The sequence below is a fragment of the Citrobacter sp. Cpo069 genome, assembly GCF_030332785.1.
Taxonomy (GTDB): domain Bacteria; phylum Pseudomonadota; class Gammaproteobacteria; order Enterobacterales; family Enterobacteriaceae; genus Citrobacter; species Citrobacter portucalensis.
In genome coordinates this window covers 360,360-379,605 of sequence record NZ_JAOWHD010000063.1, presented here as the reverse complement: position 1 = coordinate 379,605, position 19,246 = coordinate 360,360, and the positions used below count along the sequence as shown (strand labels likewise).

Sequence of the window (19,246 nt, the reverse complement as noted above, 5' to 3'; positions counted from 1 at the left end):
GCTCCAACCCTCATTGACCCTGTTTGTTACCCTTTGTTTGCCCGTCCGCCACTGGACGGGCTTTTTTTTGCCTATTGTTTCAGCCGCTGGCAAAATTCCCGCAACACGGCCTCTGGCATCCCAATTTGCAGTGCTGCCTCACAAATCGCTTGCCAGCTTCCGGCATCCAGCGGAATACCGTGTTCCAGCCGTTCCTCGCGAGTATTCACCTCCCACTCCCCAGGCAACAGGATCGGGGCATCTTCAGCATGCGGCGACGCTTTCACCCACTCAGCAAATGCCGCGACCTGGTTGTCGCAGTCCGGCGCGCCGAACAGTTGTGGATTCATAATGATGGTGGTCATACAGTTAATGATGGCGTCCGCGCTGGTCTGCAGGCTCTCTTCATGTGTGGTTTTACCGCCAGAAAGCGCACCGCCCATAATTTCGCACATCGCCGCCAGCGCATACCCCTTGTGCTCGGCAAAGGTCAGCAACGACCCCAGCGGAGAAACCTGCATTACCGCAGGATCGGTAGTGGGAACACCCTCCACATCAATCAGGCATCCTGGAGCCACCGGCTCGCCCTTATGCCATGCCACACGGGTTTTGCCAAACGCGATGGCGCTGGTTGCATAGTCCAGCAACAGTGGGAAGGTATTTTTACGCGGGAATACGACGCAGAAAGGATTGGTGCCAAAACGGCTATCGCGCCCATGAAACGGTGCGACCATCGGGATCCCCACCACATTCACAAAGTGTACCGAGACAAAACCTGCCGCCGCACATTGCTCCGCCCAGTAGCCAATACGGCCGATATGGTGCGAATTATGTAATGCCACGGCGGCGATTCCGTACTGACGCGCTTTTTCGATTCCAAGCGTGATTGCCTCGTGTGCCGCCACCTGACCAAACGCACAGTCGCCGTCAAGTGTAATCACCGCCCCCGCATCTTTTACCACTTTGGCATGACGGTTGATCTGCAGATGCCCCTGCGAGAATGAACGAATATAGCTTGGGATCATACCGATGCCATGGGAGTCGTGACCGGCGAGGTTAGAGGCTATCAGATGGTCGGCCACCAGCCGCGCCTCCTGATCATTGCTTCCCATCTGATGAAAAACGGCCTGGATAAAGGCGTGCAGCGTTGGCACATGGAAGCGATGTCCACTGTTCATTGTTATCTCCTGTTGTGTCACGTGTTTGTTGTGTTTCTTATTTTTCAACAAACTATGCTGCGCCACGGTGCGCTGGAGGTCAATAAACGTGCAGAAATTTCACATTGCCGAAAAGAGAGAACCGACGGGCCAGGCAACAGGCCCGTCGGGATAACAAATGGTTTAGAAACTTTGCTCGACGCGGGCAAGTCCTTCAGCCAGTGAGGCGGACTCACCGGTTGCCACCAGGCAGCAGGCCATCTGGATTTTCAACGATGCCGGAACAGGCTCACTGCCAGCCAGACAACGCTCAATCCAGCGCGCGGTGGTTTCCGGGTCTTTTGCTACCGGTAGGGGTACCGGCTCGTCAGGCATCTCGCTCTGTCGGTCTTGTAGCACTCGCACACCGGATGAATCTATCAGGCTTATCTGCGGGCAGCGCTGCGGGTTGGCATACACTTCGCCCTCGGTACCATGCATCAACAGGCCGCGCCCACCGATATCGCCGAAGAACTTCGCCACGCGCGAAACATATTCCGGGTGGGACACGCTGGAAAGACGCAGCGCGGCATCTTCAGCAAACGGCGTGGCTAATTTAGCCAGCGTATGTGCACTGTTACGCACACCCATGCGCCAGCGCATCGCCAGCTGTTTCTCCAGCGGAGGGCACAGCGCGCTCACCGGAATAAACACCGGCTCATGACCATCCAGCTTTGCCTGCGCCTGCCCGGCATGCAGCGTTGGCGTAATCCCCATAAGTTCGAAAATGGTTTCAGTCAGTACGCGGGTTGGATCCTCGCTGACGCCGTGCACCACCACCGGAAAACCGAGTTTATGCAGTAAAATCGCCAGCAGCGGAGTCAAATTCGCCTGCTTGCGCGCGCCATTGTAGCTGGGAATGACAATCGGCATGGGTTTGGTTACCGGCGGAGTCAGGCGAATGGTGTGGTTTTGCATCGCTTCGTAAAAGCCCAGCATCTCCGCTTCACCTTCGCCCTTGATACGTAGCGCAATCAGTACCCCGCCCATCTCAAGGTCAGGTACGTCGCCGTTCATCATATGGGTATACAGTCCGCGAGCAGTATCCTTATCCAGGTCACGCGCGTGATTTTTTCCTCGCCCAATCTCTTTAATGATTTTGCGGTAATCCATCGATAACTCCTTGCCTGTTGCTCGCATCGTTAACGCCGACGGCGGCGCGTGGGTTTCGCTTTTTCTTTTGGTTTTACTATAACGTCTGGCACAGCAGGTTGCTCTATCGGAAATATGGGTAACGCGTTCAGTAAACGCTTGCCATAGCTTTTGGTCAATAAACGCTTGTCATAAATAACCACTTCTCCCCAGCAGCCATGGCTACGGATGAGTCGCCCAACCTGCTGGATCAAATTGAATGACGCCGCAGGCAGGCTCTGCACCTCGAAGGGGTAGCGGTTCAGACTTTTCAACCACTCGCCCTCGGTGATCACCACCGGGCTGTCGATAGGCGGAAAAGCAATTTTGTGAATATGCACCTGAGTCAGCAGGTCGCCTTTCAAGTCCAGACCTTCAGCAAAAGATTGCAGCCCAACCAGCACACTGCGCTCGCCGTTGGTCACCCGTTTGCGGTGCAACTCCACCAGACGGTAGCGCGGCTGATCGCCCTGCACCAGCAACAGCAGGCGCAGATCGGTAACGTGCTCAAGAAAACGCTGCATCGCCCGACCGCTGGCAAAAAGTACCAGCATGCCCTGATGCTTTTTACTCTCCAGCTGTTCGCGAAAATAGGCGGCCATTTCCGCGATATGCTGCTCTTCGTTATCAATTAACGGTTCGTAGCGCATCTGCGGAATGACTATTTTGCCCTGTTCAACGTGATTAAACGGTGAATCCAGCGCGACAAACCGGTCCCCTGCTTTTTCTTTCAGACCGCTCATCTCCTGCAAACGCGAGAAGCTGTTGAGCGAGCGCAGCGTTGCGGAAGTGACAATAATATGCGGGACGCTACGCCACAGCAGTCGTTCGAGCTGATCGCTCACACGGATCCCCACGCAGTGGAACCAGACGTGGATCTGCCCGTCACGCACCTCGCGCGTCGCCCATTTACTCACCGGCGCGCCTGACGATTGCGCGAGCGATGCCAGCCGCCACAGTTTGCTTTGCGCCTCAAACATGCCCAGCGCCCGGTTCATCTGCAAAATAACCCGATGCAGACGCACGATATCGTGAGTGCCGGTTTTTTCGCTGAGATCGTTGAGGAACAGTTCCGCCAGACCGCGCAGCATTTCCGTTAGCTTTGCCAGACGCTGACAAATCTCCATCACTTCCGTAGGCAATTCGCCCATCGCAAAGCGGTGCTCCGCCTCCTGGGTAGCGGGCATATACAGATTAAGAATGTTATTGAGCGATGAAATCAGCTCATACAATTCCTCACAGTGACCGTTCAGACGCTCGGCATTCGCCAGCGGCGGCGTGGTCTTCGGGCGGAACTGCTCCAGGCAGGTAGCCACTAATTTGCAAAACAGATCCAACTGCAGTCGATACCAGGGGGCGCTGATTTCTGCGCTCATCTCCAGCGCATCGCGCGCGACATCCGGCAAATGGTGGCCTTCATCAAGTACCAGCAGTAGGTTTTTCGGCTCCGGCAAAACGGCTTCGCTTTCCATGGCCGCCATTACCAGCGCATGATTAGCCACGACCACTTCAGCTTCCTGAATCTCCCGGCGGGCGACAAAAAAAGGGCATTCACGATAGTAGTGACAGTTGCGATTCAGACAGCTGGCTTTATCGGTGCTCAGACGCTGCCAGAGTCCGTCGTCGATAGCGATATCGGTGTGGTCGCGCAGCCCGTCCCACTTGTAGCTGTCGAGATCGCCTTTTAGCCTGGCACAGCGCTTTTGTTCTTCCTGGTTGTTGGGCGTCAGGTCATCGTCGAGAAAAGCCAGCAGATCCTGCTGATTGGGTTCAGTGCTGGCCAGCGCCGCTAAGTTACGCGGGCAGACATAGCGTCCGCGACCAAACGCAGCCGTAAAACGCAGGTCGGGGATAATTTTGCGCAGCAGCGGTAAATCTTTGCTGTAGATCTGGTCCTGCAAAGCGACGTTGGCGGTACTGACCACCAGCGTTTTTTGTTCTTCACGCGCGATGGCAATACCGGGAATCAGATACGACAGGGTTTTCCCCACTCCGGTCGGTGCTTCAATCGCCAGATGCCGCCCTTCTTCCCCGGAGAGCGTTTTCGCGACGTCAGCAATCATCTGCCGCTGCGGCGCACGGGGGATAAAGTCGGGGATCTGTTCCTGAAGCGCCTTGTACCAGGCGGCGATTTGCGCTTTTAGCGCAGCCGTAAGTGCCATGAGAAAACCTGAAATACTGTATAAACAGCCACTATTGTGGCACTTTCTATCCCGTGTCGCAAAAAGAAAAGCCCGACCTTTCGGCCGGGCTCGCAATTACTGAGCTGCAGACGGTTTGCGCGGACGGCGCGGTGGACGAGGTTTATCACCTGCCGGTTTGCCTTCGCCATTACGCGGCTTCGCTTTTGGCGCTCCGCCATCCTGACGACGCGGCTGCTGTCCACGCCCTGCTCCGCCCTGCCCACGACCACCGCCGCCGCCACGCTGCTGACGACCGTTCTGGATCGGCTCAGCTTTAATGGACGGGTCTGGCTCGTAGCCTGGCGTCGCAATACGCGGGATCTCTTTTTTCAGCAACTTCTCGATGTCACGCAACAGCTTATGTTCATCGACGCACACCAGAGACAACGCTTCGCCGGTAGCGGCCGCACGACCGGTACGACCAATGCGGTGCACGTAGTCTTCCGGGACGTTTGGCAGCTCGTAGTTTACCACGTGCGGTAACTCTTCAATGTCCAGACCTCGCGCGGCAATGTCGGTCGCTACCAGCACGCGAATATCACCGGATTTAAAATCAGCCAGCGCACGCGTACGCGCACCCTGAGATTTATTACCGTGGATAGCCGCACTGCGGATGCCGTCTTTATTCAACTGCTCTGCCAGATGGTTCGCGCCATGTTTGGTACGGGTAAACACCAGCACCTGCTGCCAGTTGCCCTGACCAATCATCTGCGACAGCAGTTCACGTTTACGTTTTTTATCAACGAAATGAACGTGCTGAGTAACCTGCTCTGACGCGGTATTACGACGCGCCACTTCAATTTCCAGCGGGTTGTGCAACAGTTTTTCGGCCAGCGATTTAATGTCATCAGAGAACGTTGCCGAGAACAGCAGGTTCTGACGTTTTGCCGGCAGTTTTGCCAGAACGCGACGAATATCGTGAATAAAGCCCATATCCAGCATGCGGTCAGCTTCATCCAGTACCAGGATCTCAACCTGATCCAGTTTCACCGCATTCTGGTGTTCCAGATCGAGCAAACGACCCGGAGTGGCGATCAGCACATCTACGCCGCCACGCAGCCTCATCATCTGCGGGTTAATGCTGACGCCGCCGAAGACCACCAGCGAGCGAATATTCAGATACTTACTGTAATCACGGACGTTTTCGCCAATCTGGGCCGCCAGTTCGCGGGTTGGCGTGAGGATCAGCGCACGAACCGGACGACGGCTTTTACCATGCGGCTGATTGGTGATCAGGTGCTGCAACAGCGGCAAGGTAAAACCTGCCGTTTTCCCCGTACCGGTCTGGGCGCTGGCCATCAGATCGCGGCCTTCCAGCACGGCAGGAATAGCCTGCTGCTGAATAGGGGTAGGTTCACGGTAACCCTGCTCGGCAACGGCACGTAAAATTTCAGGGTTTAAACCAAGGGAATCAAAAGACATAACAACTCCGAACCGCCCTGACCGTTACCGGTGTCGTTTTCAGGGAGATACATACAATAGAGATGACAAAAACCACAATGTCATGAAGGGGCGGAGTGTAGCAGTTTTTGTGATGTGCCGCATAAATTATCCCTTCACTGGAAAATAACGCTCCGGACTGGACAAGGCTGCACATCAGTCATAATCTTAATCAATCGATTGATTAAGATCAGAGTCGTGCCATGAATACACCCACCATGACAACCAAAGGTGAACAGGCGAAGAACCAGCTCATTGCCGCCGCATTGGCGCAATTCGGTGAGTATGGTCTGCACGCCACGACGCGCGATATCGCTGCACAGGCCGGGCAAAACATTGCGGCTATCACCTACTATTTTGGCTCAAAAGAGGATTTATATCTCGCCTGCGCCCAGTGGATTGCGGATTTTATCGGTGCACAGTTTCGCCCGCACGCTGAAGAGGCCGAGCGTTTATTCGCCCAGCCTGAGCCGGACCGTGGCGCGATGCGCGAACTGATCCTGCGCGCCTGCAAAAATATGATCATGCTGTTAACTCAGGACGACACCGTTAACCTGAGCAAATTTATCTCGCGCGAACAGCTTTCCCCCACCGCGGCTTATCAACTGGTGCACGACCAGGTTATCAATCCGCTACATACACATCTGACGCGCCTGATTGCCGCCTATACGGGCGGCGATGCCAATGATACCCAAATGATTCTGCACACCCACGCCATACTCGGCGAGGTGCTGGCTTTTCGTCTGGGGAAAGAAACCATTCTGTTGCGTACAGGCTGGTCACAATTTGATGAGGATAAAACCGCGCTGATTGACCAAACGATCACCTGTCACATCGATCTTATTCTGCAAGGTTTAACGCAAAGGAGTCTGGAGTCATGAAAAAACCTGTCGTTCTCGGGCTGGTTATCGCGGCCCTCGTTGCCGTGATTGCCGGTGGAACGTGGTGGTATCAGAGTCGGCAAGATAACGGCCTGACGCTATACGGCAATGTCGATATCCGTAGCGTCAACCTGAGTTTTCGTGTCGGCGGCAGGCTGGCCTCGCTGGCGGTTGACGAAGGCGATGCGATTACCGCCGGTCAGGTGCTGGGTGAACTGGACCGCGCACCGTATGAAAACGCATTGATGCAGGCAAAAGCCAATGTTGCCGCCGCACAGGCACAATACGATCTGATGCTGGCAGGGTATCGCGAAGAAGAGATCGCGCAAACCGCGGCGGCAGTCAAACAGGCGCAGGCCGCCTATGATTACGCGCAGAACTTTTACAATCGGCAGGTCGGATTGTGGAAAAGCCGCACAATTTCAGCCAACGATCTGGAAAACGCCCGTTCATCTCGCGATCAGGCGTTAGCTTCGCTGAAATCCGCACAGGATAAACTCACGCAGTATCGCAGCGGTAATCGTGTGCAGGACATCGAGCAGGCAAAAGCCACGCTCGAACAAGCTCAGGCCGAGCTGGCACAGGCAGAGCTTAATTTGCATGACACCACGCTGACCTCGCCGTCTGACGGCACGCTTCTCACCCGTGCAGTTGAACCCGGCAGCATGCTGAACGAAGGGGGCACGGTACTGACGCTGTCGCTCACGCGTCCGGTATGGGTTCGTGCTTACGTTGACGAACGAAATCTGAGCCAGGCGCAGCCAGGACGTGAGATCCTGCTCTATACCGATGGCCGCCCGGACAAACCGTATCACGGCAAAATCGGCTTCGTTTCTCCTACCGCCGAATTTACCCCGAAAACGGTCGAGACTCCTGACCTGCGTACCGACCTGGTTTATCGCCTGCGAATTGTCGTCACCGACGCGGACGATGCGCTGCGTCAGGGAATGCCGGTAACGATAAAGTTTGGCAATGAGGCACGGCATGAATGACGCCGTCATTACGCTTAAAGGGCTGACGAAAAACTTTGCCGGAATGGAAAAACCGGCTGTCGCCCCGCTCGACTGTACCGTTCATGCAGGCTACGTGACCGGGCTTGTCGGGCCGGACGGCGCGGGCAAAACTACGTTGATGCGAATGCTGGCGGGATTATTAAAACCTGATGCCGGAAGTGCTGAAGTGATTGGTTTTGACCCCATCAAAGACGACAGCGCACTACATGCGGTGCTGGGCTATATGCCGCAGAAATTTGGTCTGTACGAAGATTTAACCGTCATGGAGAACCTCAATCTCTATGCCGACTTACGCAGCGTCACCGGTGAAGCGCGAGAAAAAACCTTTGCCCGACTCCTGGAATTCACCTCGCTGGGACCATTTACCGGACGACTGGCTGGCAAGCTTTCTGGCGGCATGAAGCAGAAGCTCGGGCTTGCCTGTACGCTGGTTGGCGAACCTAAAGTGTTGCTGCTGGATGAGCCAGGCGTAGGTGTCGACCCCATTTCCCGTCGCGAACTGTGGCAAATGGTCCACGAGCTGGCCGGGGACGGCATGCTGATCCTCTGGAGTACGTCGTATCTGGATGAAGCAGAGCAATGCCGTGATGTGCTGCTGATGAACGAAGGTGAACTGTTATACCAGGGCGATCCCACCCAGCTTACGCAAACCATGGCAGGTCGCAGCTTCCTGATGAGCAGTCCACAGGAAAACAACCGCCGACTGCTGCAACGCGCGTTAAAGCTGCCGCTGGTCAGCGACGGAATGATTCAGGGCAAATCCGTCCGTTTAATCCTGAAAAAAGAGGCTACTGCTCAGCAGATCCAAAACGCTGACGGCATGCCGGAGATAACCATCAACGAAACAGCCCCCCGCTTCGAAGATGCCTTTATCGATTTACTCGGCGGAGCCGGAACATCGGAGTCCCCACTGGGCGCTATCCTGCATACCGTGGAAGGCACGCCTGGCGAAACGGTGATCGAAGCCAAAGCGCTGACCAAGAAATTTGGCGATTTTGCCGCTACCGACCACGTAGACTTTGCCGTGCAGCGCGGCGAGATTTTTGGTCTGTTAGGACCCAACGGCGCTGGCAAATCCACCACCTTTAAAATGATGTGCGGCCTGCTGGTCCCCACCTCCGGCAAAGCGCTGGTGCTGGATATGGACCTGAAAGTTAGCTCCGGTAAAGCGCGTCAGCATCTGGGCTATATGGCGCAGAAATTCTCCCTGTACGGTAACCTGACGGTTGAACAGAATCTGCGCTTTTTCTCCGGCGTCTACGGCCTGCGCGGTCGGGCGCAGAAAGAGAAAATCGATCGTATGAGCGAAGCATTTGGCCTGAAGAGTATCGCTTCCCATGCCACCGATGAACTGCCGCTGGGATTTAAGCAGCGTCTGGCGCTGGCCTGCTCGCTGATGCATGAACCCGACATTCTGTTCCTTGATGAACCCACTTCCGGGGTCGATCCCCTCACCCGTCGTGAGTTCTGGTTGCATATCAACAGCATGGTGGAAAAAGGCGTCACGGTGATGGTGACCACCCACTTTATGGATGAGGCAGAATACTGCGATCGCATCGGGCTGGTGTATCGCGGCAAACTGATAGCCAGCGGTACGCCAGACGACCTGAAGGCTCAGGCTGCTGACAGCGACACGCCGGACCCGACCATGGAACAGGCGTTCATCACGCTAATCAATGACTGGGATAAGGAGCATACGCATGAGTAACTCCGCTCTCTCCTGGCGTCGCGTCCGCGCGCTATGCGTGAAAGAGACGCGCCAGATCGTCCGCGATCCCAGCAGTTGGCTGATTGCGGTGGTGATCCCGCTGCTGCTGCTGTTTATCTTCGGCTACGGGATCAACCTCGACTCCAGCAAGCTGCGGGTAGGGATTTTGCTCGAACAGCAGAGTGAAGAGGCGCTGGATTTTACCCATACCATGACCGGTTCGCCGTATATTGACGCCACCATCAGCGATAATCGCCAGGAACTGATTGAGAAAATGCAGGCCGGGCGCATTCGCGGTCTGGTGGTGATCCTAGTGGATTTTGCCCAGCAGATGGCGCGACCTAACGATGTCGCCCCGATCCAGGTGATCACCGACGGCAGCGAACCGAATACCGCCAACTTTGTGCAGGGTTATGTCGAAGGCATCTGGCAAATCTGGCAGCAACAGCGGGCAGAAGATCGTGGGGAATCGTTCAAACCTTTGATCGACGTGCAAACCCGCTACTGGTTTAACCCGGCGGCCATCAGCCAGCACTTTATTATTCCCGGAGCGGTAACCATCATCATGACGGTGATTGGCGCCATCCTCACCTCATTAGTGGTGGCGCGCGAATGGGAGCGCGGCACCATGGAAGCGCTGCTGTCGACAGAAGTCACCCGCGTCGAACTCCTACTGTGCAAACTGATCCCGTATTACTTTCTGGGCATGCTGGCGATGCTGCTGTGTATGCTGGTGTCGGTGTTTATTCTTGGCGTGCCCTACCGCGGCTCGTTGCTGATCCTGTTTTTCATTACCAGCCTGTTTCTGCTCAGTACACTCGGTATGGGGTTGCTTATTTCCACCATCACCCGCAACCAGTTTAACGCCGCGCAGGTCGCACTGAACGCCGCCTTCCTGCCCTCAATTATGCTGTCGGGTTTTATCTTCCAGATAGACAGCATGCCCGCGATCATCCGGGCGGTAACCTACATTATTCCGGCACGTTATTTCGTCAGTACCCTGCAAAGCCTGTTTCTGGCGGGAAATATTCCGGTGGTGCTGATTATCAACGTGCTGTTTTTAATCGCTTCGGCGGTGATGTTTATCGGCCTGACGTGGCTTAAAACCAAACGTCGGCTGGATTAAATTCGTGTATGGATAATTGTAGCCGTAGGCCGGATAAGGCGTTCACGTCGCCATCCGGCATTATGCCTGATGCGCTTAGCTTATCAGGCCTACAAACTGGACTGAGAGGACAGGCATGTTTCATCGCTTATGGACATTAATTCGCAAAGAGCTGCAATCGCTGTTACGCGAACCGCAGACGCGAGCCATTCTGATTTTACCGGTGCTGATTCAGGTTATCCTGTTCCCGTTCGCGGCAACGCTGGAAGTCACCAACGCCACTATCGCTATCTATAACGAAGACAACGGTAAACATTCGGTTGAGCTAACCCAGCGCTTCGCCCGCGCCAGCGCCTTTACGCATGTTCTGCTGTTGAAAAGTCCGCAGGAGATCCAGCCCACCATCGACACGCAAAAAGCCCTGCTGTTGGTGCGTTTCCCGGCCAATTTTTCGCGTAATCTGGATACCTTCCAGCAGGCTCCCATGCAGATTATCCTCGACGGACGTAACTCCAACAGCGCGCAAATTGCCGCGAATTACCTGCAACAAATCGTTAAGGAGTATCAGCAGGAGCTGATGGACGGCAAGCCGAAACCGAACAACAGCGAGCTGGTGGTGCGTAACTGGTATAACCCGAATCTGGATTACAAATGGTTTGTGGTTCCGTCGCTGATCGCCATGATCACCACCATCGGCGTAATGATCGTTACTTCACTCTCGGTTGCCCGCGAGCGCGAGCAAGGCACGCTGGATCAACTGCTGGTTTCCCCGCTTACCACCTGGCAGATTTTTATCGGTAAAGCTGTGCCCGCGCTAATTGTGGCTACTTTTCAGGCCACCATTGTGCTGGCGATCGGCATCTGGGCTTATCACATCCCGTTTGCCGGTTCATTGGGGCTGTTCTATTTCACAATGGTGATTTACGGGCTGTCGCTGGTCGGCTTTGGTCTGCTGATTTCGTCACTGTGCGCCACCCAGCAGCAGGCGTTTATCGGGGTGTTTGTGTTTATGATGCCGGCGATTTTACTCTCGGGCTATGTCTCACCTGTCGAAAACATGCCGGTCTGGTTGCAGAATCTGACGTGGATAAACCCGATCCGCCATTTTACGGACATCACGAAACAGATTTACCTGAAAGATGCGAGTCTGCAGATTGTCTGGGGAAGCTTGTGGCCGCTATTAGTGATAGCGGCCACGACCGGATCAGCGGCGTATGCGATGTTTAGACGCAAGGTGATGTAGCTTTTTGTCTTTCGCCAGCAGCGAGACCACGGCGGGTCCGGCAAGGATGACCAGCCCCGCCAGTGCCAGCAAGACGTTGTTTTGCAGCACGCGCGACAGCAGCCACAGCACAATCATTGCGGCACCGAAATACCACGTCGTGGTCAACTCTTCCAGCACATCAGCCACGTCGCGCCAGCGCTGTTCGTGGTGACGTTGCAATGCAAGCATCAATAAAACGGTAACGCCGTACACGACGCACAATCCCAGGCCGACATGCACCAGTCTGCCGCTCATCCAGCCCATTAGCAGCAACGCCACTACCAGTAAATGCAACACTATCTGCCAGCAACTTAGACCCGTTGCGACACGAACACGTTGTTGCCACCTCATGGCTATTCTCCTGAAGGATTTTCGACTAATTGTTCAGAGTACCGGACTTTACGGAAAATTCCGCAACACCGCATCTTTTTGTGACGACGACTACACTATTTTATTTAGGAAGTGACGCCATCGGGAGGCTCATGAGCGGATCGGGAGTTCAATTTTCATTCAATGTGCTCACCATTAATACTCACAAAGGGTTCACCGCCTTCAACCGGCGTTTTATTTTGCCTGAGCTACGGGAAGCCGTCAGAACCGTCGGCGCAGACATTGTGTGTCTGCAGGAAGTCATGGGGGCGCACGAAGCGCATTCGCTGCACATTGAGAACTGGCCGGATACCAGCCACTACGAATTTCTGGCGGACACGATGTGGAGCGATTTCGCCTACGGGCGTAACGCCGTGTACCCGCAGGGACATCACGGTAATGCAGTGCTGTCGCGGTATCCCATTGAGCATTATGAAAATCGTGATGTGTCAGTCGGTGCGAGTGAAAAGCGCGGAGTCCTTTACTGCCGCATCGTACCGCCAATGCTCTCCCTCCCCATTCATATGATGTGTGTGCATCTCGGCCTACGTGAAGCTCACCGCCAGGCTCAGCTCTCGATGCTGGCAGACTGGGTTAACGCCCTGCCCAACGCGGAGCCCGTGGTGATTGCTGGAGATTTTAACGACTGGCGGCAAACAGCCAATCGCCCGTTGAAAGCCAAAGCTGGCCTTGACGAGATTTTTACCCGTGCCCACGGTCGCCCGGCGCGAACGTTTCCGGTGCAGTTTCCTCTGCTGCGCCTGGACAGGATCTATGTGAAAAACGCGAATGCCAGTACCCCGACGACGCTTGCGCTGCGTCACTGGCGACATTTGTCCGATCATGCCCCCCTGAGTGCGGAGATTCATTTATGAAATATGGCTGGCGTGAAGGCAATCAAATTCAACTGCTGGAAAACGGCGATCAATTCTACCCCGCCGTCTTTGACGCCATTGAGCAGGCACAGCAAAAAATTATCCTTGAGACTTTTATCTGGTTTGAAGATGCAGTAGGAAAACAGCTGCATGCCGCGTTGCTCGAAGCCGCCCGACGAGGAATCAAAGCAGAGGTGCTGCTGGATGGCTACGGCTCGCCGGATCTGAGCGACAGTTTTGTTGAAGAGCTGACCGTAGCCGGTGTTGTTTTCCGCTACTACGATCCGCGTCCGCGTCTTTTTGGAATGCGCACCAATCTCTTTCGCCGTATGCATCGAAAAATAGTGGTCATTGATGACCGTGTTGCCTTTGTCGGCGGCATCAATTACTCCGCTGAACATATGTCGGATTACGGCCCGGAGGCCAAGCAGGATTACGCCGTTCGCGTTGAAGGTCCAGTCGTTGCTGACATTCTGAACTTTGTACTGGAAAACCTGCCCGGGCAAAGCGCCGTACGACGCTGGTGGCGACGTCATCACCGGGCAATCGACAATCATCGCCCCGGCGAAGCGCAGGCGCTGTTTGTCTGGCGCGATAACGAAGAGCATCGCGATGATATTGAACGCCATTATCTTAAAATGCTGACCCAGGCCCGACGGGAAGTGATCATTGCCAATGCCTATTTCTTTCCCGGTTATCGCCTGCTGCATGCCCTGCGTAAAGCAGCACGACGCGGCGTTCGGATAAAACTCATTGTGCAGGGTGAACCGGATATGCCGATTGTGAAAGTGGGTGCCCGCCTACTGTACAACTATCTGGTAAAAGGTGGCGTCCATGTCTACGAATACCGCCGTAAACCTCTGCATGGCAAAGTGGCGCTGATGGACGATCACTGGGCGACGGTGGGCTCCAGCAATCTTGATCCGCTGAGCCTGTCGCTGAATCTGGAAGCGAATCTGATTATTCATGACCGCACGTTTAACCAGACCCTGCGCGACAACCTGAACCCTATTATTGCGCAGGACTGCAAGCGGGTTGATGAATCCATGCTGCCAAAACGCACCTGGTGGAACCTGACTAAGAGCGTGCTGGCCTTCCACTTTTTACGCCACTTCCCGGCGCTGGTCGGCTGGCTTCCGGCGCATACCCCGCACCTGGCCGAGGTAGAGCCGCCCGCGCAGCCCGCTCTGGAAACTCAGGACCGTATACAAACTGAGGATGCAGGAGGGAAAACCTGATGGCAAAAAATCACCGACGCTGGCGGTTAGCGAAAAAGATCCTCACATGGTTATTTTTTATTGCGGTGATCGTGTTGCTGGTCGTTTATGCCATCAAAGTCAACTGGCAGGAAGTGTGGACGGTAATTCGCGATTACAACCGGATCGCCCTGCTCAGCGCCGTGGGGTTGGTGATCGTCAGTTATTTACTTTACGGTTGTTATGATCTGCTCGGGCGCTACTACTGCGGGCACAAGCTGGCAAAACGCCAGGTCATGTTGGTGTCGTTTATCTGTTACGCGTTCAACCTGACGTTAAGCACCTGGGTGGGCGGTATTGGGATGCGATATCGGCTCTACTCGCGTCTCGGGTTGCCGGGGGGCACAATAACGCGGATTTTTTCGCTGAGCATTACCACTAACTGGCTGGGCTATATTCTGCTGGGCGGTTTTATATTTACCTTCGGCGTCGTCGAACTGCCCACTCACTGGTATATCGATGAAGGCACATTGCGCATTTTAGGCATAGCGCTGCTGCTGATTATTGTTGTTTATCTGTGGTTTTGCACCTTCGCTAAACATCGTCACATCACCATCAAGGGCCAAAAGCTGGTGCTCCCCTCCTGGAAATTTGCCCTCGCGCAGATGGCGATATCCGGGACTAACTGGATGGTTATGGGGGCGATTATCTGGTTGTTGCTGGGTCAGAATATTAACTATTTCTTCGTGCTTGGCGTGCTGCTGGTAAGCAGTATTGCCGGGGTTATTGTGCATATTCCGGCAGGGATCGGCGTGCTGGAGGCGGTGTTTATGGCGCTGCTGGAGGGAGAGAATACGTCTCAGGGCACGATCATTGCTGCCCTGCTCGCGTATCGCGTGCTGTACTATTTTATTCCGCTACTGCTGGCGCTGATGTGTTATTTACTGCTGGAGAGTCGGGCGAAAAAGCTACGGGCAAAGAACGAGAAGGCGATGGCGAAATGAGGATGTATATAGTGCCGGATGCGGCGTAACGCATCCGGCCTACTTTTTATACCATTCGGCAACAGACAATTAACGACGATTGCCGAAAATACGCAGCAGCATCAGGAACAGGTTGATGAAGTCCAGATACAGCGTTAAGGCCCCAAGAATCGCGTATTTACGCAGATTGGAGCTGTCTCGCAGGTCGATCTGCTCACCGATATTTTTCAGCTTCTGCGTGTCATAGGCGGTCAGACCGACAAACACTATCACCCCGATATAGGTCACCGCCCACATCAGCGCTTCGCTCTTCAGCCAGAAGTTAACCAGCGAAGCCAGCACAATACCGATCAGCGCCATAAACAGCATATTGCCGAAGCCGCTCAGATCGCGCTTGGTGGTGTAGCCATACAAACTCATGATCCCGAACATCCCGCCAGTGACCACGAAGGTGCTGGCGATAGACGAGTAGGTATAGACAATAAAGATGCTTGATAGCGTCAACCCGGTTAATGCCGAATAGAGCATAAACAGCGTGGTCGCCATACCCGCGCTCAGCCTTTGCACCATGCCGGACAGAACAAACACCAGCGCCAGTTGAGCGATGATCAGGCCAAAGAAGGTGATTTTGCTGGAGAAGACAAACATCATCACCGCGGGCGTATTTGCCGCATACCAGGCGATAAACGCCGTCAGCAATAGTCCGCAGGTCATCCAGCCGTACACCTGCGCCATATACGTTTGCAAGCCGGAACGGGCCTGTACAATAGAATCGGATCGTGGGAATCGGTCCATGACAATCTCCTGAATCAGTATGAGCCTACAACAATTGTACTCTACCAGCGTTTTGCTGCTAGCTTATCACTGTCGCGGGCATCAACCCAGCGCTCACCTTCCGGCGTGGCCTCGCGCTTCCAGAACGGCGCGCGGGTTTTCAGGTAATCCATAATGAACTGCCCGGCATCAAACGCGCTGCTGCGATGCGCGCTGGTCACGCCAACAAAAACGATTTCGTCACCCGGCCACAGTTCGCCAATGCGATGGATCACCGTCACCCGACCCAGCGGCCAGCGCGAACGCGCTTCGTCGACAATCTCCGCCAGCGCTTTTTCGGTCATTCCCGGATAGTGTTCCAGCGTTAACGCCTTAACGCTGTCACCGAGATTGTGATTGCGGACTTTACCGGTGAAAGTGACTACCGCGCCGTCTTCATCGCGCTCTGCCAGCCAGGGATACTCATCCCCGACGCTGAACGGCGCATGGCCAACAACAATTCGCGTTTCAGCCATTTTAGCCTCCGGTTACCGGCGGGAAGAAAGCGACTTCATCACCCGCGTTAAGAGGATGGTCAAAACTGACCAGCGTCTGATTCACCGCCGCCAGCAGCTTGCCGTCTTCCAGCGCCAGCGCCCAGCGATCGCTTTGCGCCGCCAGATGCTTGCGCAGCGCTTCTACCGTTGCAAACTCGGCGGCAACTTCTAACGCATCGGTGTTCACCAGTTCCCGTACCTGAGCAAAGAAAAGAACCTTAATCATGTGCATCCACCTTAAAATCACCCGATTTGCCGCCGCTTTTTGCCAGCAAACGCACCGGACCAATCACCATATCCTTTTGCACCGCTTTGCACATATCGTAGATGGTCAACGCCGCCACGGAGGCTGCCGTTAACGCTTCCATTTCAACGCCGGTTTTACCGGTTAGGCGACACAGCGTTTCAATACGTACGCGGTTATGTTCCGGTTCAGCGTGCAGATTGACTTCAACCTTGCTCAGCATCAGTGGGTGACACAGTGGGATAAGATCCCAGGTGCGTTTGGCGGCCTGGATACCGGCAATACGCGCCGTGGCGAAAACGTCGCCCTTATGATGGCTGCCGTCGATAATCATCGCCAGCGTTTCGCTACGCATGGTCACGAATGCTTCTGCACGCGCCTCGCGTACGGTTTCCGCTTTGGCGGAGACATCCACCATATGCGCTTCGCCAGCGGCGTTAATATGAGTCAGTTGCGACATACTTATTTCTTCAAATGTGGGTGGAAATTACACGGACGCGTACGGGCATCAAGCTGCGGCGCAATGATATTTTCCCAGGCAGTACGACACGCTTTGGTCGAACCCGGCATGGCAAAAATCAGCGTTTTATTCGCCACCCCGGCAATCGCACGGGATTGCAGCGTCGCGGTGCCAATCTCTTCAAACGACAGCATACGGAATACTTCGCCAAACCCTTCGACTTCTCTGTCGAACAGCGGTTGCAGCGCTTCCGGCGCCTGGTCCCCTTCGGTTAAGCCAGTGCCACCGGTAATGAGCACCACCTGTACATCGTCACTGGCAATCCAGGCAGAAACCTGGGCGCGGATGGCGTAGCGGTTCTCTTTGACAATCGCCTTATCGACAATCTGATGACCCGCTTCTTGCGCCGAGTCACGCAGATAATGGCCGGAGGTGTCATCTTCTTCGCCGCGACGGTTGGAAACAGTAAGAATAGCAATGCGTGTCGGGATAAATTCAGCGCTTACCTGACTCATGAAAAACTCCTTTTAGCGATCAGCCGCCAATGTAAGATAAGTTTTGCGTAATACCGGTATTGTTCTGATGCAGGAAATGGGTCTGCTTTTTCTCCAGCAGCGCGGCTGAAATACGTTCTTCCAGCGCCGGTTGCTGAGCATCGTCTTCCAGCAAATCACGCAGGCTTACGCCGCCTTCACCAAATAAACACAGATGAAGCTTGCCGACAGAGGAAACGCGCAGACGATTACAGGTGGCGCAGAAGTCTTTCTCATAAGGCATGATCAGACCAATTTCGCCAACATAATCAGGATGACAGAAAACCTGAGCCGGGCCGTCGCTACGCTGTCGGATCTGGTGGATCCAGCCGCGACGCAGCAGCTCATCGCGCAGTACCTGTCCGGAAATATGGTGTTTACGGAAGAGAGAGCTGCCCTCGCCCGTTTCCATCAGTTCAATAAAACGCAGTTGGATTGGTCGAGGTTGGATCCACGCCAGGAAGGTGTCCAGTTGATGATGGTTTACGTCGCGCATCAGCACGGTGTTGACTTTCACTTTTTCAAAACCGGCATCAAAGGCGGCATCAATGCCCGCCATCACCTGCTGAAACTTGTCCTGTCCGGTAATGGCGTGAAACTGACGGGCGTCGAGGCTGTCGACGCTGACGTTGAGCGCGGTCAGTCCGGCATCGCGCCAGGCGGCGGCATCGCGCGCCAGACGATAACCATTGGTGGTTACCGCAATCTGGCGAATGGCGTCGTTTTCGCGCACGGCGGCGATAATGTCAGTGAAGTCGCGACGCAGTGAAGGTTCGCCCCCCGTCAGACGCACTTTTTCCGTTCCCAGACTGGCGAACGCACGCGTGACACGGCGAATTTCATCAACGGTTAAAAAGCCGTTATTGGTGACCCCGCCGGGCTTATAGCCATCCGGCAGGCAGTAGGTGCAACGAAAGTTACACACATCGGTAATCGACAAACGTAAGTAGTAAAACTTACGTGCGAAAGCATCGGTAAGTTGAGAGCCCATGTACACCTTTCCAAATACGGGAGACGTAGTCATTTCTTCCTGCGCCCTGGTGACAAACTTTTTCAAGTCTTGTCACGGCCAAAGCACCGTATCATTTGACCCAGGTGCAGAGGCTAGAGTGTTTATACTCATCATACTTCGAGTTGCAGATGCGTTGGCTTCCGGCAACTCAAATTCTTAAGAGTACTTTGTGGTTATGCCGATACTAGCGTGTAAATGGCGCTTTTGCCATGTACACTTTCGCTGTATAAATATGTATATAGCGACATAATCGTGCAATTTCGCTACAGAATAAGCAAAAATCACAGTTTTGCATTGATATACATCATCTTGCCATCAGGTGAGTGTCGTCAGAAAGGAGTAGATCGCAGAAAAAAATTACGGC

The 19,246-nt window shown here is 54.6% G+C and carries 19 protein-coding genes and 1 riboswitch; of the genes, 8 read left to right on the top strand and 11 right to left on the bottom strand.

Translation table 11 applies throughout. The features are described 5' to 3' along the window. Positions 1-71: 71 nt before the first annotated feature. From OGY08_RS24470 to rhlE, 4 genes are all read right to left on the bottom strand, one after another. Positions 72-1,157, bottom strand: coding sequence for a malate/lactate/ureidoglycolate dehydrogenase (locus OGY08_RS24470; protein WP_125363312.1), 1,086 nt, complete (start codon positions 1,155-1,157; stop codon positions 72-74). 162 nt (positions 1,158-1,319) lie between these two features. Continuing rightward, positions 1,320-2,288, bottom strand: a complete 969-nt coding sequence (ybiB, locus tag OGY08_RS24465; protein ID WP_048214626.1) for a DNA-binding protein YbiB — start codon at positions 2,286-2,288, stop codon at positions 1,320-1,322. Positions 2,289-2,317: 29 nt separating this feature from the next. Then, positions 2,318-4,468 (bottom strand): ATP-dependent DNA helicase DinG, encoded by a 2,151-nt coding sequence (dinG, locus tag OGY08_RS24460; protein WP_071445151.1) that lies wholly within the window; start codon positions 4,466-4,468, stop codon positions 2,318-2,320. 96 nt (positions 4,469-4,564) lie between these two features. Continuing rightward, positions 4,565-5,911 carry an ATP-dependent RNA helicase RhlE gene (gene rhlE, locus OGY08_RS24455; RefSeq protein WP_286566766.1) on the bottom strand — a complete coding sequence of 449 codons (1,347 nt, stop codon included), beginning with the start codon at positions 5,909-5,911 and terminating at the stop codon, positions 4,565-4,567. A gap of 221 nt (positions 5,912-6,132) precedes the next feature. On the opposite strand from rhlE, the gene cecR reads away from it, so the two are divergent. The 5 genes from cecR to OGY08_RS24430 all read left to right on the top strand — a co-directional run bounded on the left by cecR (position 6,133) and on the right by OGY08_RS24430 (position 11,879). After that, entirely contained in the window at positions 6,133-6,810 is a 678-nt protein-coding gene (gene cecR / locus OGY08_RS24450) for a transcriptional regulator CecR (protein ID WP_003831550.1), read from the top strand. Continuing rightward, positions 6,807-7,802, top strand: a complete 996-nt coding sequence (gene hlyD / locus OGY08_RS24445) for a secretion protein HlyD (protein ID WP_057066510.1) — start codon at positions 6,807-6,809, stop codon at positions 7,800-7,802. The genes cecR and hlyD overlap by 4 nt, the downstream gene beginning before the upstream one ends. After that, positions 7,795-9,531: an ATP-binding cassette domain-containing protein gene (locus OGY08_RS24440; RefSeq protein WP_060682507.1), complete on the top strand. Its 1,737-nt coding sequence runs from the start codon at positions 7,795-7,797 to the stop codon at positions 9,529-9,531. Before hlyD ends, OGY08_RS24440 begins: the two co-directional genes overlap by 8 nt. Next, a complete protein-coding gene (locus OGY08_RS24435) occupies positions 9,524-10,657 on the top strand; it encodes an ABC transporter permease (protein WP_286566763.1) in 1,134 nt (377 codons plus the stop codon). Before OGY08_RS24440 ends, OGY08_RS24435 begins: the two co-directional genes overlap by 8 nt. 115 nt (positions 10,658-10,772) lie before the next feature. Further along, entirely contained in the window at positions 10,773-11,879 is a 1,107-nt protein-coding gene (locus OGY08_RS24430) for an ABC transporter permease (protein ID WP_008784194.1), read from the top strand. Here the strand turns inward: OGY08_RS24430 and OGY08_RS24425 are convergent. Continuing rightward, positions 11,841-12,251 (bottom strand): YbhQ family protein, encoded by a 411-nt coding sequence (locus tag OGY08_RS24425; protein ID WP_048235797.1) that lies wholly within the window; start codon positions 12,249-12,251, stop codon positions 11,841-11,843. The genes OGY08_RS24430 and OGY08_RS24425 overlap by 39 nt on opposite strands. Before the next feature lie 131 nt (positions 12,252-12,382). On the opposite strand from OGY08_RS24425, the gene OGY08_RS24420 reads away from it, so the two are divergent. From OGY08_RS24420 to OGY08_RS24410, 3 genes are read left to right on the top strand one after another with little or no spacing between them, the layout of a single operon-like run. Next, positions 12,383-13,144 carry an endonuclease/exonuclease/phosphatase family protein gene (locus OGY08_RS24420; RefSeq protein ID WP_286566761.1) on the top strand — a complete coding sequence of 254 codons (762 nt, stop codon included), beginning with the start codon at positions 12,383-12,385 and terminating at the stop codon, positions 13,142-13,144. After that, the gene (gene clsB, locus OGY08_RS24415; RefSeq protein WP_286566759.1) at positions 13,141-14,382 is read left to right on the top strand and encodes a cardiolipin synthase ClsB; all 1,242 of its coding nucleotides are present in this window, start codon (positions 13,141-13,143) and stop codon (positions 14,380-14,382) included. The genes OGY08_RS24420 and clsB overlap by 4 nt, the downstream gene beginning before the upstream one ends. Beyond that, the gene (locus OGY08_RS24410) at positions 14,382-15,344 is read left to right on the top strand and encodes a lysylphosphatidylglycerol synthase domain-containing protein (protein ID WP_125362543.1); all 963 of its coding nucleotides are present in this window, start codon (positions 14,382-14,384) and stop codon (positions 15,342-15,344) included. Before clsB ends, OGY08_RS24410 begins: the two co-directional genes overlap by 1 nt. 69 nt (positions 15,345-15,413) lie before the next feature. Here the strand turns inward: OGY08_RS24410 and OGY08_RS24405 are convergent, their stop codons facing one another. From OGY08_RS24405 to moaA, 6 genes are all read right to left on the bottom strand, one after another. Then, positions 15,414-16,118 carry a Bax inhibitor-1/YccA family protein gene (locus OGY08_RS24405; RefSeq protein WP_003831536.1) on the bottom strand — a complete coding sequence of 235 codons (705 nt, stop codon included), beginning with the start codon at positions 16,116-16,118 and terminating at the stop codon, positions 15,414-15,416. A 41-nt stretch (positions 16,119-16,159) separates the two neighbouring features. Continuing rightward, positions 16,160-16,612, bottom strand: a complete 453-nt coding sequence (gene moaE, locus OGY08_RS24400; RefSeq protein WP_008784190.1) for a molybdopterin synthase catalytic subunit MoaE — start codon at positions 16,610-16,612, stop codon at positions 16,160-16,162. A 1-nt stretch (position 16,613) separates the two neighbouring features. Beyond that, the gene (gene moaD / locus OGY08_RS24395) at positions 16,614-16,859 is read right to left on the bottom strand and encodes a molybdopterin synthase sulfur carrier subunit (RefSeq protein ID WP_003831530.1); all 246 of its coding nucleotides are present in this window, start codon (positions 16,857-16,859) and stop codon (positions 16,614-16,616) included. After that, positions 16,852-17,337 carry a cyclic pyranopterin monophosphate synthase MoaC gene (gene moaC / locus OGY08_RS24390; RefSeq protein ID WP_003035188.1) on the bottom strand — a complete coding sequence of 162 codons (486 nt, stop codon included), beginning with the start codon at positions 17,335-17,337 and terminating at the stop codon, positions 16,852-16,854. The genes moaD and moaC overlap by 8 nt, the downstream gene beginning before the upstream one ends. Before the next feature lie 2 nt (positions 17,338-17,339). Beyond that, positions 17,340-17,852, bottom strand: coding sequence for a molybdenum cofactor biosynthesis protein B (gene moaB / locus OGY08_RS24385; RefSeq protein ID WP_003035187.1), 513 nt, complete (start codon positions 17,850-17,852; stop codon positions 17,340-17,342). Between the two features lie 19 nt (positions 17,853-17,871). Beyond that, positions 17,872-18,861 (bottom strand): GTP 3',8-cyclase MoaA, encoded by a 990-nt coding sequence (gene moaA, locus OGY08_RS24380; protein ID WP_032934386.1) that lies wholly within the window; start codon positions 18,859-18,861, stop codon positions 17,872-17,874. Next, a riboswitch (molybdenum cofactor riboswitch) is annotated at positions 18,849-18,994 on the bottom strand. (Overlaps the previous gene by 13 nt.) Between the last annotated feature and the right edge of the window lie 252 nt (positions 18,995-19,246).

Excerpts from the sequence above, each read along its gene's own strand:
- OGY08_RS24470 (WP_125363312.1), bottom strand. The coding sequence starts at position 1,157 with ATGAACAGTGGACATCGCTTCCATGTGCCAACGCTGCACGCCTTTATC.
- ybiB (WP_048214626.1), bottom strand. The coding sequence starts at position 2,288 with ATGGATTACCGCAAAATCATTAAAGAGATTGGGCGAGGAAAAAATCAC.
- dinG (WP_071445151.1), bottom strand. The coding sequence starts at position 4,468 with ATGGCACTTACGGCTGCGCTAAAAGCGCAAATCGCCGCCTGGTACAAG.
- rhlE (WP_286566766.1), bottom strand. The coding sequence starts at position 5,911 with ATGTCTTTTGATTCCCTTGGTTTAAACCCTGAAATTTTACGTGCCGTT.
- cecR (WP_003831550.1), top strand. The coding sequence starts at position 6,133 with ATGAATACACCCACCATGACAACCAAAGGTGAACAGGCGAAGAACCAG.
- hlyD (WP_057066510.1), top strand. The coding sequence starts at position 6,807 with ATGAAAAAACCTGTCGTTCTCGGGCTGGTTATCGCGGCCCTCGTTGCC.
- OGY08_RS24440 (WP_060682507.1), top strand. The coding sequence starts at position 7,795 with ATGAATGACGCCGTCATTACGCTTAAAGGGCTGACGAAAAACTTTGCC.
- OGY08_RS24435 (WP_286566763.1), top strand. The coding sequence starts at position 9,524 with ATGAGTAACTCCGCTCTCTCCTGGCGTCGCGTCCGCGCGCTATGCGTG.
- OGY08_RS24430 (WP_008784194.1), top strand. The coding sequence starts at position 10,773 with ATGTTTCATCGCTTATGGACATTAATTCGCAAAGAGCTGCAATCGCTG.
- OGY08_RS24425 (WP_048235797.1), bottom strand. The coding sequence starts at position 12,251 with ATGAGGTGGCAACAACGTGTTCGTGTCGCAACGGGTCTAAGTTGCTGG.
- OGY08_RS24420 (WP_286566761.1), top strand. The coding sequence starts at position 12,383 with ATGAGCGGATCGGGAGTTCAATTTTCATTCAATGTGCTCACCATTAAT.
- clsB (WP_286566759.1), top strand. The coding sequence starts at position 13,141 with ATGAAATATGGCTGGCGTGAAGGCAATCAAATTCAACTGCTGGAAAAC.
- OGY08_RS24410 (WP_125362543.1), top strand. The coding sequence starts at position 14,382 with ATGGCAAAAAATCACCGACGCTGGCGGTTAGCGAAAAAGATCCTCACA.
- OGY08_RS24405 (WP_003831536.1), bottom strand. The coding sequence starts at position 16,118 with ATGGACCGATTCCCACGATCCGATTCTATTGTACAGGCCCGTTCCGGC.
- moaE (WP_008784190.1), bottom strand. The coding sequence starts at position 16,612 with ATGGCTGAAACGCGAATTGTTGTTGGCCATGCGCCGTTCAGCGTCGGG.
- moaD (WP_003831530.1), bottom strand. The coding sequence starts at position 16,859 with ATGATTAAGGTTCTTTTCTTTGCTCAGGTACGGGAACTGGTGAACACC.
- moaC (WP_003035188.1), bottom strand. The coding sequence starts at position 17,337 with ATGTCGCAACTGACTCATATTAACGCCGCTGGCGAAGCGCATATGGTG.
- moaB (WP_003035187.1), bottom strand. The coding sequence starts at position 17,852 with ATGAGTCAGGTAAGCGCTGAATTTATCCCGACACGCATTGCTATTCTT.
- moaA (WP_032934386.1), bottom strand. The coding sequence starts at position 18,861 with ATGGGCTCTCAACTTACCGATGCTTTCGCACGTAAGTTTTACTACTTA.